Genomic DNA, 15,915 nt, shown 5'->3' with positions numbered 1-15,915 from the left:
CGCGCCGATCGCCATGGACGAGGGCCTGCGCTTCGCGATCCGCGAGGGCGGCCGCACCGTCGGTGCCGGCGTCGTCGCCAGCATCATCGAGTAGGTCTGGCCGACCGGGTTTCAGGGTTCGCGGGGTCGATCGTGGCCGAAGGAGTGTAGCTCAACTGGTAGAGCACCGGTCTCCAAAACCGGGGGCTGGGGGTTCGAGTCCCTCCACTCCTGCCAAGATCGGCAGAGCCCAGTACGATAGAGCCCTGTGCGGGGCGCATGGCCCCGATGCGACAGGGTTCTCGTGGCGAGACGATGACAAGAGGGCGGCGCATCCCCATGTGATGCGGTTCCGCCCGGGAATTTGAGAAGGCAATGGCGAAGACGACGCCGGCGAAGTTCATCCGCGAGGTGCGCCAGGAGATCTCCAAGGTCACCTGGCCGACGCGCAAGGAAACCTCGGTCACGACCGTGATGGTCTTCGCGATGGTGATCTTTGCCGCGCTCTTCTTCTTTTTTGTGGACCAGGTGCTCGCGTTCGGCGTGCGCCAGATCCTGGGTCTGGGAGCCTGATCGGCGATGGCGCTGCGTTGGTACGTGATTCATGTCCACACCGGCTTCGAGAAGAAGGTCGCCGAGGCGATCCGCGAGCAGGCCGAGCAGCAGGGCATGGCCGAGCTGATCGGCGAGGTGCTGGTGCCGACCGAGGAGGTCACCCAGGTGCGTCGCGGGCAGAAGGTCGCGACCGAGAGCAAGTTCTTCCCGGGCTACGTGCTGGTCCAGATGGAGATGACCGACGAGACCTGGCACCTGGTCAAGAACACGCCCAAGGTGACCAGCTTCCTGGGCGGCCGGTCGCGGCCGGTGCCGATCTCGAACGCCGAGGCCGAGCGCCTGATGGCGCAGGTCCAGGAGGGCGTCGATCGCCCAAAGCAGTCGATCATCTTCGAGATCGGCGAGCAGGTCCGGGTCTCCGACGGCCCCTTCACCTCCTTCAACGGGACGGTCGAAGAGGTCGATTCGGAGCGCTCGCGGGTCAAGGTTCTGGTTTCCATCTTCGGCCGGTCGACGCCGGTCGAGCTGGAGTACTCGCAGGTCGAGAAGCTCTAGCCTGACGGCTGGCGGGATCTGCCTGCGGGCAAAGGGCGCGGGAGGCTCGCCATGGCCGTACCGCGCAGCCCCATCAAGGAAAGGGTGCTAGGAAATGGCAAAGAAGATTGAGGGCTACATCAAGCTCGAGATCCCGGCCGGCAAGGCCAACCCCTCGCCGCCGATCGGCCCGGCCCTGGGCCAGCGCGGCCTGAACATCATGGAGTTCTGCAAGGCCTTCAACGCCCAGACGCAGAACCTCGAGCAGGGCATGCCGATCCCGGTCGTGATCACGGCCTACACCGACCGCTCCTTCTCCTTCGTGATGAAGACGCCGCCGGCGAGCTTCTTCCTGAAGAAGGCGGCGAAGATCGAGAAGGGCTCGGCGACCCCGAGCAAGGGCACCATCGGCACGGTGACCCGCGCCCAGCTGCGCGAGATCGCCGAGCAGAAGATGGAGGATCTCAACGCGTTCGACATCGAGGCCGCGGCCAAGATGATCGAGGGCTCGGCCCGCTCGATGGGTCTCGAGGTGGTGGAGTAAGGCCGATGGCGAAGAAGGGTAAGCGTCTGCTCAACGCCCGCGAGGGCCTCGACGCCAACAAGAACTACTCGCTGGAGGAGGCCGTCGGCCTGCTCAAGGCGCGCGCCAAGGCGAAGTTCGACGAGACCATCGAGATCTCGATGAACCTGGGCGTCGATCCGCGCCATGCCGACCAGAACGTGCGCGGCGTCGTCGACCTGCCGCACGGCACCGGCAAGTCGGTCCGCGTCGCGGTCTTCGCGCGCGGCGCCAAGGCCGAGGAGGCCACGGCGGCCGGCGCCGACGTGGTCGGCGCCGAGGACCTGGCCGAGCGCGTCCAGGCCGGCGACATGCCGTTCGACCGGGTCATCGCGACGCCGGACATGATGCCGATCGTCGGCAAGCTGGGCCGCGTGCTCGGCCCGCGCGGCCTGATGCCGAACCCGAAGCTCGGCACCGTGACGCCGGACGTCAAGACGGCGATCCAGGCGGCCAAGGGTGGCCAGGTGCAGTTCCGCGTCGAGAAGGCGGGCATCGTCCACGCCGGCGTCGGCAAGGCGAGCTTCGACGAGGCCAAGCTGGTCGACAACGTGCGCGCCTTCGTCGGCGCCATCAACCGGGCCAAGCCGTCCGGGGCCAAGGGGACCTTCATCAAGAAGGTCGCGCTGTCCTCGACCATGGGCCCGGGCATCGTGATCGAGGTGGGCAGCCTGTCGGCGCCCGCCTGACGAGAGTGTCCGCCGCCGCGGCCGTCCCCGGACGGCATCGGCGGCGGAAGCAGGCGGCGGCCGGTTTCGGCCGTGTCGTCCGCCGACCTGTCCGAGACTGCAGGTGACCGGCGCCTCCGGGCGGCGGGCCTAAGCCCCGAAGCGGGGCCTGCATAGACGGGGGCAAGGGATTCGCGGCTGGTCCGATCGGCCGGGCGCGAAGGCTTGAGCTTCCGGGACAGGCGAACCGAGCCGTCGGCGGGTTCGCCCGAGACGGCTCATCGTGCGACGGACTTCCGGGGCCTTCGGGCCCGGGACGTCCAGAATGGAGCGTACAAGCGTGGACCGAGCAGCCAAGGAAGAGCTGGTCGCCGAGCTCAACGCCCGTTTCGCCGCTTCTACGGCCGTCATCGTCACCCATCAGAAGGGGCTGACGGTGGCCGAGTCGCAGGCGCTGCGGGGCGCGGCGCGCAAGGCGGGTGCCAGCTACAAGGTGACGAAGAATCGGCTCGCCAAGCTCGCGCTCAAGGGCACGAAGTTCGAGGGGTTGGCGGATCTGCTGACCGGACCGACGGCGCTCGCGACGTCGGAGGATCCGGTGGCTGCCGCCAAGGTCTGTTTCGAGTTCGCCAAGAAGAACGAGAAGCTGATCATCGTCGGTGGTGCGCTGGGCGGCCAGCTGCTCGATGCCAAGGGCGTCGAGAGCCTGGCCAACCTGCCGTCGCTCGACGAGTTGCGCGGGAAGATCGTGGGCCTGATCCAGGCTCCGGCGACCAAGGTCGCCGGCGTCCTCCAGGCTCCGGCCGGGCAGCTCGCCCGGGTCTTCTCCGCCTACGCCACCAAGAACGAAGCCGCTTGAGGCGACTGGCAAGGTCGTTCGCACGAAGCTCAAGCCTGAGAGGATAGACAAATGGCCGATCTGGATAAGCTGGTTGACGAGCTCTCGAAGCTCACCGTTCTCGAAGCCGCCGAGCTCTCCAAGAAGCTGGAGGAAGCTTGGGGCGTCAGCGCCGCCGCTCCGGTGGCGGTCGCCGCGATGCCCGGTGCCGGTGGTGGCGACGCCGCTGCCGCTGCCGAGGAGAAGACCGAGTTCGACGTCATTCTCGTCGCTGCCGGCGAGAAGAAGATCAACGTGATCAAGGAGGTCCGGGCGATCACCGGCCTGGGCCTGAAGGAAGCGAAGGATCTCGTCGAGGGTGCCCCCAAGCCTGTCAAGGAAGGGGCTTCCAAGGACGAGGCCGAGCAGGTCAAGAAGAAGCTCGAGGAGGCCGGAGCCACTGTCGAAGTCAAGTAACGACAGGCCGGATCTTCATCTGCGTCTCGGTCCGGCCGGCGCCGCGAATCCTCGCGGCGCCGGACCGGGCCGCTGCGCCTTTTCGGCGGGGTGTCGGCCGGCAGGCCCGGCACGCCGCTCCGCCGAAAGAGCACAGCTTTCGAAAAAGCGTTTCGTGGACTGCTTTTTTTCCAATCGGGCGGCACCTGCGGGTGCCGCGACGGCGGCCGGTCACGCGGCTGCCCAGGCGGCGAAGTAGCTGAGGACGAGGAATGACGATGGCCAGTTCGTTCACCGGGCGTAAGCGCATCCGCAAGAGCTTCGGGCGTATCCCGGAGGTCACCCAGATGCCGAACCTGATCGAGGTGCAGAAGACCTCCTACGATCAGTTCCTGCAGCTGGGCGTGGCGATGCCGGAGCGCACCGACACCGGACTCCAGGAAGTCTTCAAGAGCGTCTTTCCGATCAAGGACTTCTCGGGTCGCGCCGAGCTCCAGTTCGTGTCCTACGAACTCGAGGAGCCGAAGTACGACGTCGAGGAGTGCCAGCAGCGCGGCATGACCTTCGCAGCACCCCTGAAGGTGACCCTGCGCCTGGTCGTCTGGGACGTCGACGAGGACACCGGCTCGCGCTCGATCCGCGACATCAAGGAGCAGGACGTCTACATGGGCGACATGCCGCTCATGACGCCGAACGGCACCTTCATCGTCAACGGCACCGAGCGCGTCATCGTCTCGCAGATGCACCGCAGCCCGGGCGTCTTCTTCGACCACGACCGGGGCAAGACCCACTCCTCCGGCAAGTACCTCTTCGCGGCCCGCGTCATCCCCTACCGCGGCTCCTGGCTCGACTTCGAGTTCGACGCCAAGGACCTGCTCTACGTCCGCATCGACCGGCGTCGCAAGCTGCCCGCGACGACCCTGCTGCTCGCCCTCGATTCCGAGCAGACCGAGAAGCTGCGCGCCGACCGCAAGGCCGAGGAGAAGGACGTCGACCCCACCGAGGTCGTCGGCATGAGCAGCGAGGAGATCCTCGCCGGCTTCTACGACAAGGTCGTCTACACCCGCGACGGCGACGCCTGGCGCACGCCGTTCGACGCCGAGCGCCTCAAGGGCATCAAGCTGACCAGCGACCTGGTCGACGCCGACAGCGGCGACGTCGTGCTCGAGGCCGGCAAGAAGGTGACCCCGCGCCAGGCCCGCAAGCTGGTCGAGGCGGGGCTCAAGGACATCCGCGTCACCGACGCCGACCTGGTCGGCCACTACGCCGCCGAGGACTACATCGACGACAAGGGCCTGGTGATCCTGGAGGCCGGCGACGAGCTGACCGAGGCCAGCCTCACGACCCTGGTCGAGCACGGCAACAGCGAGCTCGCGACGCTGGCGATCGACCACGTCAACGTCGGCGCCTACCTGCGCAACACCCTGGCGGGCGACAAGAACAACACCCGCGAGGACGCGCTGATCGACATCTACCGCGTCATGCGCCCGGGCGAGCCGCCGACCCTGGAGACCGCCGAGGCGATGTTCCGGAGCCTGTTCTTCGATCCGGAGCGCTACGACCTCTCGGCCGTCGGCCGCGTCAAGATGAACGCGCGCCTCGGCTTCGAGACCTCGGACCAGCTGCGCGTGCTGCGCCGCCTGGACATCCTGGCGATCGTCAAGATCCTCTGCGACCTCAAGGACGGCCGCGGCGAGATCGACGACATCGACCACCTGGGCAACCGCCGCGTCCGCTCGGTCGGCGAGCTGCTCGAGAACCAGTACCGCATCGGCCTGCTGCGCATGGAGCGGGCGATCAAGGAGCGCATGAGCTCGGTCGAGATCGACAGCGTCATGCCGCACGACCTGATCAACGCCAAGCCGGCGGCCGCCGCGGTGCGCGAGTTCTTCGGCTCCTCGCAGCTCTCGCAGTTCATGGACCAGACCAACCCGCTGTCGGAGGTCACCCACAAGCGGCGCCTCTCGGCCCTCGGCCCGGGCGGCCTGACCCGCGAGCGCGCCGGCTTCGAGGTGCGCGACGTGCACCCGACGCACTACGGCCGCATCTGCCCGATCGAGACGCCGGAAGGCCCGAACATCGGCCTGATCAACTCGCTGGCGACCTACGCCCGGGTCAACCAGTACGGCTTCATCGAGAGCCCCTACCGCAAGGTCGTCGACGGCCACGTCACCGACGAGGTCGTCTACCTCTCGGCGATGGAGGAGACGCGCTACACCGTCGCCCAGGCCAACTCGACGATCGACGAGAACGGCAAGCTGATCGAGGACCTGATCTCGGTCCGCCGCGGCGCCGACTACCTGCTGACCCGCGCCGAGGAGATCGACTACATCGACGTCTCGCCGAAGCAGCTGGTCTCGGTCGCGGCGGCGCTGATCCCCTTCCTCGAGAACGACGACGCCAACCGCGCCCTGATGGGCTCGAACATGCAGCGTCAGGCGGTGCCGCTGGTCCAGGCCGAGGCGCCGCTGGTCGGCACCGGCATGGAGGGCACGGTCGCCCGCGACTCCGGCGTCGCGATCGCGGCCCGGCGCGGCGGCGTGGTCGACCAGGTCGACGCGACCCGCATCGTCATCCGCGTGACCGACGAGACCGGCCACGGCGAGGCCGGCGTCGACATCTACAACCTGCTGAAGTTCCAGCGCTCGAACCAGAACACCTGCGTCAACCAGAAGCCGCTGGTGAAGGTCGGCGAGATCGTGGCCAAGGGCGACATCGTCGCCGACGGTCCCTCGACCCAGCTCGGCGAGCTGGCGCTCGGGCGCAACGTGCTCGTCGCCTTCATGCCGTGGCAGGGCTACAACTTCGAGGACTCGATCCTGATCTCCGAGCGCATCGTGCGCGATGACGTCTTCACCTCGATCCACATCGAGGAGTTCGAGGTCATGGCCCGCGACACCAAGCTGGGCCAGGAGGAGATCACCCGCGACATCCCGAACGTCGGCGAGGACGCCCTGCGCAACCTCGACGAGGCGGGCATGGTCTACATCGGCGCCGAGGTCCAGGCCGGCGACATCCTGGTCGGCAAGGTGACGCCGAAGGGCGAGTCGCCGATGACGCCGGAGGAGAAGCTGCTCCGCGCGATCTTCGGCGAGAAGGCGTCCGACGTGCGCGACACCTCGCTCCGGGTGCCGCCGGGCGTCACCGGCACGGTCGTCGAGGTGCGGGTCTTCTCGCGCCGCGGCGTCGACAAGGACGAGCGCGCCCTGGCCATCGAGAAGGCCGAGATCGAGCGTCTGGCCAAGGACCGCGACGACGAGAAGACGATCCTGGAGCGCAGCTTCTACGGCCGTCTCAAGGACCTGCTGGTCGGCCAGACCGCCCAGTCGGGCCCGAAGGGCCTGAAGGCCGGCACCAAGATCGACGAGACCGTGCTGTCCGACTACACGCCGGGCCAGTGGCGCGCGATCGCCGTCAAGGACGACGAGCGCCAGGCCGACGTCGAGGCCCTCAACAAGCAGTTCGAGGCCTCGATCACGGCCCTCGAGAAGCGCTTCGAGGACAAGGTCGACAAGCTGCAGCGCGGCGACGAGCTGCCCCCGGGCGTCATGAAGATGGCCAAGGTCTTCGTCGCGGTGAAGCGCAAGCTGCAGCCGGGCGACAAGATGGCCGGCCGCCACGGCAACAAGGGCGTCATCTCCAAGATCATGCCGATCGAGGACATGCCGCACACCGAGGACGGCACCCACGTCGACATCGTGCTGAACCCGCTCGGCGTGCCGAGCCGCATGAACGTCGGCCAGATCCTGGAGACGCATCTGGGCTGGGCCTGCTCGGGCCTCGGCAAGCAGATCGGCGAGCTGCTCAAGCAGGCCCGCAAGGGCGAGCTCGACGGCCTCAAGCAGCGCCTGAAGACGATCTACGGCGAGGCGGTCTACAAGACCGAGATCGACAGGATGTCCGAGGACGAGCTGCTCGAGCTGTCGGGCAACCTCAGCCACGGCGTGCCGATCGCGACGCCGGTGTTCGACGGTGCCCGAGAGCCGGACATCGTCGAGATGCTGAAGCTGGCGGGGCTCAACGCCTCCGGCCAGGTGAAGCTGATCGACGGCCGCACCGGCGAGTTCTTCGACCGGCAGGTGACGGTCGGCTACATCTACATGCTGAAGCTGCACCACCTGGTCGACGACAAGATCCACGCCCGGTCCATCGGCCCCTACAGCCTGGTCACCCAGCAGCCGCTGGGCGGCAAGGCGCAGTTCGGCGGCCAGCGCTTCGGCGAGATGGAGGTCTGGGCGCTGGAAGCCTACGGCGCCGCCTACACGCTGCAGGAGATGCTGACCGTGAAGTCGGACGACGTCGCGGGCCGCACCAAGGTCTACGAGGCCATCGTCAAGGGCGAGGACAACTTCGAGGCCGGCATCCCGGAGTCGTTCAACGTGCTCGTCAAGGAACTGAAGTCGCTCGGCCTGAACGTCGAGCTGGAGCAGAGCCAGTACTGAACCGCCCGTCCTGGCCCCGGAGCCCGGCCCCTTCGAAGGGGCCGCTCCGGGGCCCGGTGCCGGCTTTAGCTTCCACGTCGCATCCCCGCGGGAGAGACAGATGACCGATTTGATGAACCTCTACGGCCAGCCCCAGGGCCTGCAGAGCTTCGACCAGATCCGTATTGCGATCGCCAGCCCGGAGCAGATCCGCTCCTGGTCGTTCGGCGAGATCAAGAAGCCCGAGACGATCAACTACCGGACCTTCAAGCCGGAGCGCGACGGCCTGTTCTGCGCGCGCATCTTCGGGCCGATCAAGGACTACGAGTGCCTGTGCGGCAAGTACAAGCGCATGAAGTACCGCGGCATCGTCTGCGAGAAGTGCGGCGTCGAGGTGACCCTGTCGAAGGTGCGCCGCGAGCGCATGGGCCACATCGAGCTGGCCAGCCCGGTCGCGCACATCTGGTTCCTGAAGTCGCTGCCGAGCCGCATCGGCCTGCTGCTCGACATGACGCTCAAGGACCTGGAGCGGATCCTCTACTTCGAGAACTACGTGGTCATCGAGCCGGGCATGACGCCCTTCCGCCTCGGCCAGCTGATCAGCGAGGAAGAGTACGTCGACGCCCAGGACGAGTACGGCGAGGAGGCCTTCGAGGCCGAGATCGGCGCCGAGGCCATGAAGCGCATGCTCAAGGCCCTGGACATGGAGGCCGAGCGGCCGAAGCTGCGCCAGGAGCTGAAGGAGACCAACTCCGAGGCCAAGCGCAAGAAGCTGGTCAAGCGCCTGAAGCTGGTCGAGGCCTTCCTGGAGTCCGGCGCCAAGCCGGAGTGGATGATCCTCGACGTCATCCCGGTGATCCCGCCGGAGCTGCGCCCGCTGGTGCCGCTCGACGGCGGCCGCTTCGCGACCTCCGACCTCAACGACCTCTACCGCCGCGTCATCAACCGCAACAACCGCCTGAAGCGGCTGATCGAGCTGCGCGCGCCGGACATCATCGTGCGCAACGAGAAGCGCATGCTGCAGGAGGCCGTCGACGCGCTGTTCGACAACGGCCGCCGCGGCCGGGTCATCACCGGCGCCAACAAGCGGCCGCTGAAGTCGCTCAGCGACATGCTGAAGGGCAAGCAGGGCCGCTTCCGCCAGAACCTGCTCGGCAAGCGCGTCGACTACTCCGGCCGCTCGGTCATCGTGGTCGGCCCCGAGCTCAAGCTGCACCAGTGCGGCCTGCCGAAGAAGATGGCGCTCGAGCTGTTCAAGCCGTTCATCTACTCGAAGCTCGAGCTCTACGGTATGGCCTCGACGATCAAGGCCGCCAAGCGGATGGTCGAGAAGGAGCGTCCCGAGGTCTGGGACATCCTCGATGAGGTGATCCGCGAGCACCCGGTCATGCTGAACCGGGCGCCGACGCTGCACCGCCTCGGCATCCAGGCCTTCGAGCCGGTGCTGATCGAGGGCAAGGCGATCCAGCTGCACCCGCTGGTCTGCACCGCCTTCAACGCCGACTTCGACGGCGACCAGATGGCCGTGCACGTGCCGCTTTCGCTGGAGGCCCAGCTGGAAGCCCGCGTGCTGATGATGTCGACCAACAACATCCTGTCGCCGGCCAACGGCAAGCCGATCATCGTGCCCAGTCAGGACATTGTCCTCGGCCTCTACTACATGACGATGGAAGGCGAGAACGAGCCGGGCGAGGGCATGGTCTTCGGTGACGAGGGCGAGGTCGAGCACGCCATCATGGCCAAGGCTGTCACCCTGCACACCAAGATCAAGGCGCGCATCGAGCGCTACGACGACGAGGGGCAGCTGACCTCGTCGCTGCTCGAGACCACGCCGGGCCGCATGCTGCTCTCGACGGTGCTGCCGAAGAACCCGAACGTGCCCTTCTCGCTGATCAACCGGGTGCTGACGAAGAAGACGATCCAGGAGGTCATCGACATCGTCTACCGGCACTGCGGCCAGAAGGAGACGGTGATCTTCTGCGACCGCATCATGGGCCTCGGCTTCGGCCAGGCCTGCCGGGCCGGCATCTCCTTCGGCAAGGACGACCTGATCGTCCCCGAGGCCAAGCACAAGCTGGTCGAGGAGGCCCAGGAGCAGGTCAAGGAGTTCGAGACCCAGTACCAGGAAGGCCTGATCACCCGAGGCGAGAAGTACAACAAGGTGGTCGACGTCTGGTCGCAGTGCACCGACCGGGTGGCCGACGAGATGATGAAGGTCATGCAGACCTCCAAGGGCAAGGACATCAACTCGGTCTACATGATGGCCCACTCCGGCGCCCGTGGCTCGGCGGCCCAGATCAAGCAGCTCGCCGGCATGCGCGGCCTGATGGCCAAGCCGTCGGGCGAGATCATCGAGACGCCGATCATCTCGAACTTCAAGGAAGGCCTGACCGTGCTCGAGTACTTCAACTCGACCCACGGCGCCCGCAAGGGCCTGGCCGACACCGCCCTGAAGACCGCCAACTCGGGCTACCTGACCCGCCGCCTGGTCGACGTCGCGCAGGACGCGATCATCACGATCCACGACTGCGAGACCCAGCAGGGCCTGACCATGCGCGCCGTCGTCGACGGCGGCGAGGTCGTGGCGCCGCTGTCCGAGCGGATCCTCGGCCGTCACGCGGCCGACGAGGTCATCGATCCCCTGACCGGCGAGGTCATCGCCAAGCGCAACGACCTGCTGGCCGAGGACGAGGTCGAGCGGATCGAGCGGGCCGGCATCGACGCGGTGCGCATCCGCTCGCCGCTGACCTGCGAGTCGCCGACCGGCATCTGCTCGCTGTGCTACGGCCGTGACCTGGCCCGCGGCACGGCGGTCAACACCGGCGAGGCGATCGGCGTCATCGCCGCCCAGTCGATCGGCGAGCCGGGCACCCAGCTGACGATGCGGACCTTCCACATCGGCGGTGCCGCCCAGCGCGGCGCCGAGCAGTCGAGCGTCGAGGCCTCGAGCGACGGCAAGGTGTCCCTGAAGAACCGCAACGTCGTGGTCAACTCGCAGAACGTCATGGTCGTCATGGGCAGGAACATGGAGATCCTGCTGCTCGACGACGCGGGCCGCGAGCGGGCGCGCCACCGCGTGCCCTACGGTTCCAAGCTGCTGGTCGACGAGGGCGCCACGGTCAAGCGCGCCCAGCGCCTGGCCGAGTGGGACCCCTACACCATCCCGATCCTGACTGAGAAGGAAGGCACCGCGCACTACGTCGACCTGGTCGAGAGCCTGTCGATGCGCGAGGTCACCGACGAGACCACGGGCATCACCAACCGCGTGGTCATCGACTGGAAGCAGCAGCCGCGGGGCAGCGACCTGAAGCCGCGCATCACCCTGCGCGACGAGCAGGGCGAGGTGGTCAAGCTCGCGAACGGCCTCGAGGCCCGCTACTTCATGAGCGTCGACGCCATCCTGTCGATCGAGAACGGGGCCAGGGTCCAGGCCGGCGACGTCCTGGCCCGCATCCCGCGCGAGTCGACCAAGACCCGCGACATCACCGGCGGTCTGCCGCGCGTCGCCGAGCTGTTCGAGGCCCGCAAGCCGAAGGATTTCGCGATCATCAGCGAGATCGACGGCCGGGTCGAGTTCGGCCGCGACTACAAGACCAAGCGGCGCATCGTCGTGCGGCCCGAGGAGGAGGGGCTCGAGCCGGTCGAGTACATGGTGCCGAAGGGCAAGCACATCTCGGTGCACGAGGGCGACTTCGTGCGCAAGGGCGACCTGCTGATGGACGGCAACCCGGTGCCCCATGACATCCTCGATGTCATGGGCGTCGAGGCGCTGGCCGAGTATCTCGTCAACGAGATCCAGAGCGTCTATCGCCTGCAGGGCGTGAAGATCAACGACAAGCACATCGAGGTGATCGTTCGCCAGATGCTGCAGAAGGTCGAGATCCACGACGCCGGCGACTCGACCTTCCTGGTCGGCGAGCAGATCGACCGGGACGAGTTCGAGGCCGCCAACCAGCAGCTGCTCGCCGAGGGCAGCCGCCTGGCGACCGGCAAGCCGGTGCTGCAGGGCATCACCAAGGCCAGCCTGCAGACCCGCTCGTTCATCTCCGCCGCCTCCTTCCAGGAGACGACCCGGGTGCTGACCGAGGCCGCGGTCAACGGCAAGCTCGACGACCTGATCGGGCTCAAGGAGAACGTCATCGTTGGCCGCCTGATCCCGGCGGGCACCGGTGCCGTGATGAACCGCTTCAAGAAGCTGGCCGCGGACCGGGATCGCCAGATCCTGGCCGACCGCGAGGCGGCCCAGCTGGAGCACGAGGCCGCCGTCGAGGCGGCGGCCGGCGAGGCCGGGGACTCGGCCTCGGTCGCCTGACCGGCGGCCGGCTCCGGCCGGAGGCGAATCGGACGCGGGCGGGCCCCAGGGCCCGCCCGTTGCCGTTCGGGGACCGGCTCCCCATCTGTTACCGGCCGCCGGCGAGTCGCCGCCGTCGGCCGCCGCCGGGGCCGGCCTTGGCCGACTCGACGGTGCCGTGGAATCTTGTTGCGCGTAACGACGGGGACTCTTGCCGCCTGTGTCGCGGGGGCGAGAGACGCGGCAAGGCCTCGGCCCGATGCAAGAAAAGCGTCGCTTTTCCTTGACGGGCCCCGGGGTCGTGCGTATTTTCCGCGCCGTTCGCACAGCGTGGAGCTGGCCGTAGGTTCGTCATAGGAACCTAAACGCAGTTCCGGAGGATCGCTCAGCCGCCAGTCGGCTCAGTTCACATCCTACGGAAACTCATCGGTCCGCTTTGCGTAGAGACGCCGGCGGGAACAACGCTGTTGTTCCGACGTCGGCGTTTGTTTCGCGATCACATAGGCGCTTGAGGAAGGATCGTATGCCGACGATCAACCAGTTGATCCGTAAGCCGCGTCAGGCCCAGCCGACGCGCAACAAGGTGCCGGCGATGCAGGCCTGCCCGCAGAAGCGCGGCGTCTGCACGCGCGTCTACACGACCACGCCGAAGAAGCCGAACTCGGCGCTTCGCAAGGTCGCCAAGGTGCGCCTGACCAACGGCTACGAGGTCGTGACCTACATCCCGGGCGAGGGCCACAATCTTCAGGAGCACTCGGTGGTCCTGATCCGCGGCGGCCGCGTCAAGGACCTTCCGGGTGTGCGCTACCACATCATCCGCGGCGCCCTGGACACCCAGGGTATCGCCAAGCGACGCCAGCGCCGGTCGAAGTACGGCGCGAAGCGCCCGAAGTAAGGAGGGGCAGCAGCAATGTCGCGTCGTCGTCGCGCCGAGAAGCGGGAGATCCTGCCGGATCCGAAGTTCGGGGATCCCGTGGTCTCGAAGTTCATGAACAACCTGATGTACGACGGCAAGAAGTCGGTTGCCGAAGGCATCGTCTACGGCGCGCTCGACCTGGTCGCGAGCCGCGGCGGCAACGACCCGGTCAAGGTCTTCCACGAGGCGCTCGCCAACGTGCGCCCGGAGATCGAGGTCCGCTCGCGCCGCGTCGGCGGTGCGACCTACCAGGTCCCGGTCGAGGTCCGCAGCGAGCGCGCCCAGGCGCTGTCGATGCGCTGGCTGATCTCGGCGGCGCGCGCCCGCTCCGAGCTGACCATGACCCAGCGCCTCGCCGGCGAGTTCATGGATGCCGCCAACAACCGCGGCGCCGCGGTCAAGAAGCGCGAGGACACCCATCGCATGGCCGAGGCCAACCGCGCGTTCTCGCACTACCGCTGGTAACGGCTGGCTGCCCAGGAAGAGAGATCGATCATGTCCGCCCGTCAGACCCCGCTCGAGCGCTATCGCAACATCGGCATCATGGCCCACATCGATGCCGGCAAGACGACGACGACCGAGCGCATCCTGTTCTACACCGGCCGTTCCTACAAGATCGGCGAGGTCCATGAGGGCACGGCCACCATGGACTGGATGGAGCAGGAGCAGGAGCGCGGCATCACGATCACCTCGGCCGCGACGACCTGCTTCTGGCGCGACCATCGGATCAACATCATCGACACGCCGGGCCACGTCGACTTCACGATCGAGGTCGAGCGCTCGCTGCGCGTGCTCGACGGCGCCGTCGCCGTGTTCGACGCGGTCGCCGGCGTCGAGCCGCAGTCCGAGACGGTCTGGCGCCAGGCCGACAAGTACAAGGTTCCGCGCATCTGCTTCGTCAACAAGATGGACCGGATGGGCGCGGACTTCTTCCGCTGCGTCGACATGATCGTCGACCGCCTGGGCGCGACCCCGGCCGTCATCTCGCTGCCGATCGGCACCGAGAGCGACTTCGTCGGCATCGTCGACCTGGTGAAGAACAAGGCGATCGTCTGGAAGGACGAGAGCCTCGGCGCCGAGTTCGAGTACCGCGACATTCCGGCCGAGCTGGCCGAGCAGGCGGCGGAGTACCGCCACACCCTGCTGGAGCTCGCGGTCGAGCAGGACGACGCCGCGATGGAGGCCTACCTCGACGGCACCGAGCCGGACGAGGAGACCCTGAAGCGCTGCATCCGCAAGGGTGCCTGCAGCGATGCCTTCGTGCCGGTGCTCTGCGGCTCGGCCTTCAAGAACAAGGGCGTGCAGCCGCTGCTCGACGCCGTCGTCGACTACCTGCCGAACCCGCTCGAGGTGCCGGCCGTGCGCGGCATCAAGCCGGGCACCGACGAGGCCATCGTGCGCCGCGCCGCCGATGACGAGCCGCTGTCGGGTCTCGCCTTCAAGATCATGGCCGACCCCTTCGTCGGCTCGCTGACCTTCGTGCGCATCTACTCGGGCGTCGTCAACAAGGGCACCTCGGTGCTCAACTCGGTGAAGGACAAGCGCGAGCGCGTCGGCCGCATGCTGCTGATGCACGCCAACCACCGCGAGGACATCGAGTGGGCGAGCGCCGGCGACATCGTCGCCATCGCCGGCCTGAAGGACACCACGACCGGCGAGACGCTCTGCGATCCCTCGAACCCGGTGGTCCTGGAGCGCATGGAGTTCCCGGATCCGGTCATCGAGGTCGCGGTCGAGCCGAAGACCAAGACCGACCAGGAGAAGATGGGCATGGCGCTGGCGCGTCTCGCCCAGGAGGACCCGTCGTTCCGGGTCTCGACCGACTCCGAGAGCGGCCAGACGGTCATCAAGGGCATGGGCGAGCTGCACCTCGAGATCATCGTCGATCGCATGCGGCGCGAGTTCAAGGTCGACGCCAACGTCGGCGCGCCGCAGGTCGCCTATCGCGAGACCATCACGCGCCAGGCCGAGATCGACTACACCCACAAGAAGCAGACCGGCGGTTCCGGCCAGTTCGCCCGCGTCAAGCTGGTGTTCGAGCCGCTCGAGCCGGGCGAGGGCTTCGTCTTCGAGAACGCCGTGGTCGGCGGCTCGGTGCCGCGCGAGTACGTGCCGGGCGTCGAGAAGGGCCTGAACAGCGTGCGCGACACGGGCGTCATCGCGGGCTTCCCGATGATCGACTTCAAGGCGACCCTGGTCGACGGCGCCTACCACGACGTCGACTCCTCGGTGCTGGCCTTCGAGATCGCCTCGCGGGCGGCCTTCAAGGAGGGCGTGCCCAAGGCGGCGCCGGTGCTGCTCGAGCCGATGATGCGGGTCGAGGTCGTGACGCCGGACGAGTACATGGGCGACATCATCGGCGACCTGAACTCCCGCCGCGGCAACGTCAGCGGCATGGACAGCCGGGGTAACGCCCGGGTGATCACCGCCCAGGTGCCGCTGGCCAACATGTTCGGCTACGTCAACACCCTGCGTTCGATGAGCCAGGGCCGGGCGCAGTACAGCATGCATTTCGACCACTACGAGAAGGTCCCGCAGGCCGTGGCCGACGAAGTCAAGGCGAAGCTGGCCTAGGCCAGGACCGAGCCGGCGACACGGGGACTGACGGAAGAGCTGACGAGGAAGAACGATGGCGAAGGCGAAGTTTGAGCGTACGAAGCCGCACTGCAACATCGGGACGATCGGCCATGTTGACCATGGCAAGACGTCTTTGACG

At 67.4% G+C, this 15,915-nt stretch carries 13 protein-coding genes and 1 tRNA gene; all 14 read left to right on the top strand.

Going from position 1 to position 15,915, the window contains the following annotated elements; all coding sequences use genetic code 11:
* A partial coding sequence (locus B9O00_RS34090) for an EF-Tu C-terminal domain-related protein (protein ID WP_085127346.1) occupies positions 1 to 94 on the top strand: 94 nt, incomplete at its 5' end.
* Positions 95 to 140: 46 nt separating this feature from the next.
* Positions 141 to 216 (top strand) — tRNA-Trp (locus B9O00_RS31530).
* Positions 217 to 354: 138 nt separating this feature from the next.
* Positions 355 to 552 (top strand): preprotein translocase subunit SecE, encoded by a 198-nt coding sequence (gene secE / locus B9O00_RS31525; RefSeq protein ID WP_085127344.1) that lies wholly within the window; start codon positions 355 to 357, stop codon positions 550 to 552.
* 6 nt (positions 553 to 558) lie between these two features.
* On the top strand, positions 559 to 1,089 hold the full coding sequence (nusG, locus tag B9O00_RS31520) for a transcription termination/antitermination protein NusG (RefSeq protein ID WP_085127342.1): 531 nt from the start codon (positions 559 to 561) through the stop codon (positions 1,087 to 1,089).
* Positions 1,090 to 1,183: 94 nt separating this feature from the next.
* On the top strand, positions 1,184 to 1,612 hold the full coding sequence (gene rplK, locus B9O00_RS31515) for a 50S ribosomal protein L11 (RefSeq protein ID WP_085127340.1): 429 nt from the start codon (positions 1,184 to 1,186) through the stop codon (positions 1,610 to 1,612).
* Positions 1,613 to 1,617: 5 nt separating this feature from the next.
* Entirely contained in the window at positions 1,618 to 2,319 is a 702-nt protein-coding gene (gene rplA, locus B9O00_RS31510; RefSeq protein WP_085127338.1) for a 50S ribosomal protein L1, read from the top strand.
* Positions 2,320 to 2,638: 319 nt separating this feature from the next.
* Entirely contained in the window at positions 2,639 to 3,157 is a 519-nt protein-coding gene (rplJ, locus tag B9O00_RS31505) for a 50S ribosomal protein L10 (protein WP_085127337.1), read from the top strand.
* A 51-nt stretch (positions 3,158 to 3,208) separates the two neighbouring features.
* Positions 3,209 to 3,592: a 50S ribosomal protein L7/L12 gene (gene rplL / locus B9O00_RS31500; protein ID WP_085127334.1), complete on the top strand. Its 384-nt coding sequence runs from the start codon at positions 3,209 to 3,211 to the stop codon at positions 3,590 to 3,592.
* Between the two features lie 257 nt (positions 3,593 to 3,849).
* On the top strand, positions 3,850 to 8,013 hold the full coding sequence (rpoB, locus tag B9O00_RS31495; RefSeq protein WP_085127332.1) for a DNA-directed RNA polymerase subunit beta: 4,164 nt from the start codon (positions 3,850 to 3,852) through the stop codon (positions 8,011 to 8,013).
* 100 nt (positions 8,014 to 8,113) lie between these two features.
* On the top strand, positions 8,114 to 12,304 hold the full coding sequence (rpoC, locus tag B9O00_RS31490; protein WP_085127330.1) for a DNA-directed RNA polymerase subunit beta': 4,191 nt from the start codon (positions 8,114 to 8,116) through the stop codon (positions 12,302 to 12,304).
* 502 nt (positions 12,305 to 12,806) lie between these two features.
* A complete protein-coding gene (gene rpsL / locus B9O00_RS31485; RefSeq protein WP_085127328.1) occupies positions 12,807 to 13,178 on the top strand; it encodes a 30S ribosomal protein S12 in 372 nt (123 codons plus the stop codon).
* A gap of 15 nt (positions 13,179 to 13,193) precedes the next feature.
* The gene (rpsG, locus tag B9O00_RS31480) at positions 13,194 to 13,664 is read left to right on the top strand and encodes a 30S ribosomal protein S7 (RefSeq protein ID WP_085127326.1); all 471 of its coding nucleotides are present in this window, start codon (positions 13,194 to 13,196) and stop codon (positions 13,662 to 13,664) included.
* A gap of 30 nt (positions 13,665 to 13,694) precedes the next feature.
* Positions 13,695 to 15,773 (top strand): elongation factor G, encoded by a 2,079-nt coding sequence (fusA, locus tag B9O00_RS31475; RefSeq protein WP_085127323.1) that lies wholly within the window; start codon positions 13,695 to 13,697, stop codon positions 15,771 to 15,773.
* Positions 15,774 to 15,828: 55 nt separating this feature from the next.
* The coding region (locus B9O00_RS34310) for a GTP-binding protein (RefSeq protein ID WP_367575477.1) at positions 15,829 to 15,915 on the top strand (87 nt) is incomplete at its 3' end.

Origin of the sequence: Tistlia consotensis USBA 355, from assembly GCF_900177295.1 — a bacterium.
Classification (GTDB): Bacteria; Pseudomonadota; Alphaproteobacteria; order Kiloniellales; family DSM-21159; genus Tistlia; species Tistlia consotensis.
The sequence above is the reverse complement of the archived record's forward strand: the minus strand, read 5'-3'. Positions and strand labels throughout refer to the sequence as shown.

Coding starts and splice junctions, on each gene's coding strand:
- secE (WP_085127344.1), top strand. CDS start 355: ATGGCGAAGACGACGCCGGCGAAGTTCATCCGCGAGGTGCGCCAGGAG.
- nusG (WP_085127342.1), top strand. CDS start 559: ATGGCGCTGCGTTGGTACGTGATTCATGTCCACACCGGCTTCGAGAAG.
- rplK (WP_085127340.1), top strand. CDS start 1,184: ATGGCAAAGAAGATTGAGGGCTACATCAAGCTCGAGATCCCGGCCGGC.
- rplA (WP_085127338.1), top strand. CDS start 1,618: ATGGCGAAGAAGGGTAAGCGTCTGCTCAACGCCCGCGAGGGCCTCGAC.
- rplL (WP_085127334.1), top strand. CDS start 3,209: ATGGCCGATCTGGATAAGCTGGTTGACGAGCTCTCGAAGCTCACCGTT.
- rpoB (WP_085127332.1), top strand. CDS start 3,850: ATGGCCAGTTCGTTCACCGGGCGTAAGCGCATCCGCAAGAGCTTCGGG.
- rpoC (WP_085127330.1), top strand. CDS start 8,114: ATGACCGATTTGATGAACCTCTACGGCCAGCCCCAGGGCCTGCAGAGC.
- rpsL (WP_085127328.1), top strand. CDS start 12,807: ATGCCGACGATCAACCAGTTGATCCGTAAGCCGCGTCAGGCCCAGCCG.
- rpsG (WP_085127326.1), top strand. CDS start 13,194: ATGTCGCGTCGTCGTCGCGCCGAGAAGCGGGAGATCCTGCCGGATCCG.
- fusA (WP_085127323.1), top strand. CDS start 13,695: ATGTCCGCCCGTCAGACCCCGCTCGAGCGCTATCGCAACATCGGCATC.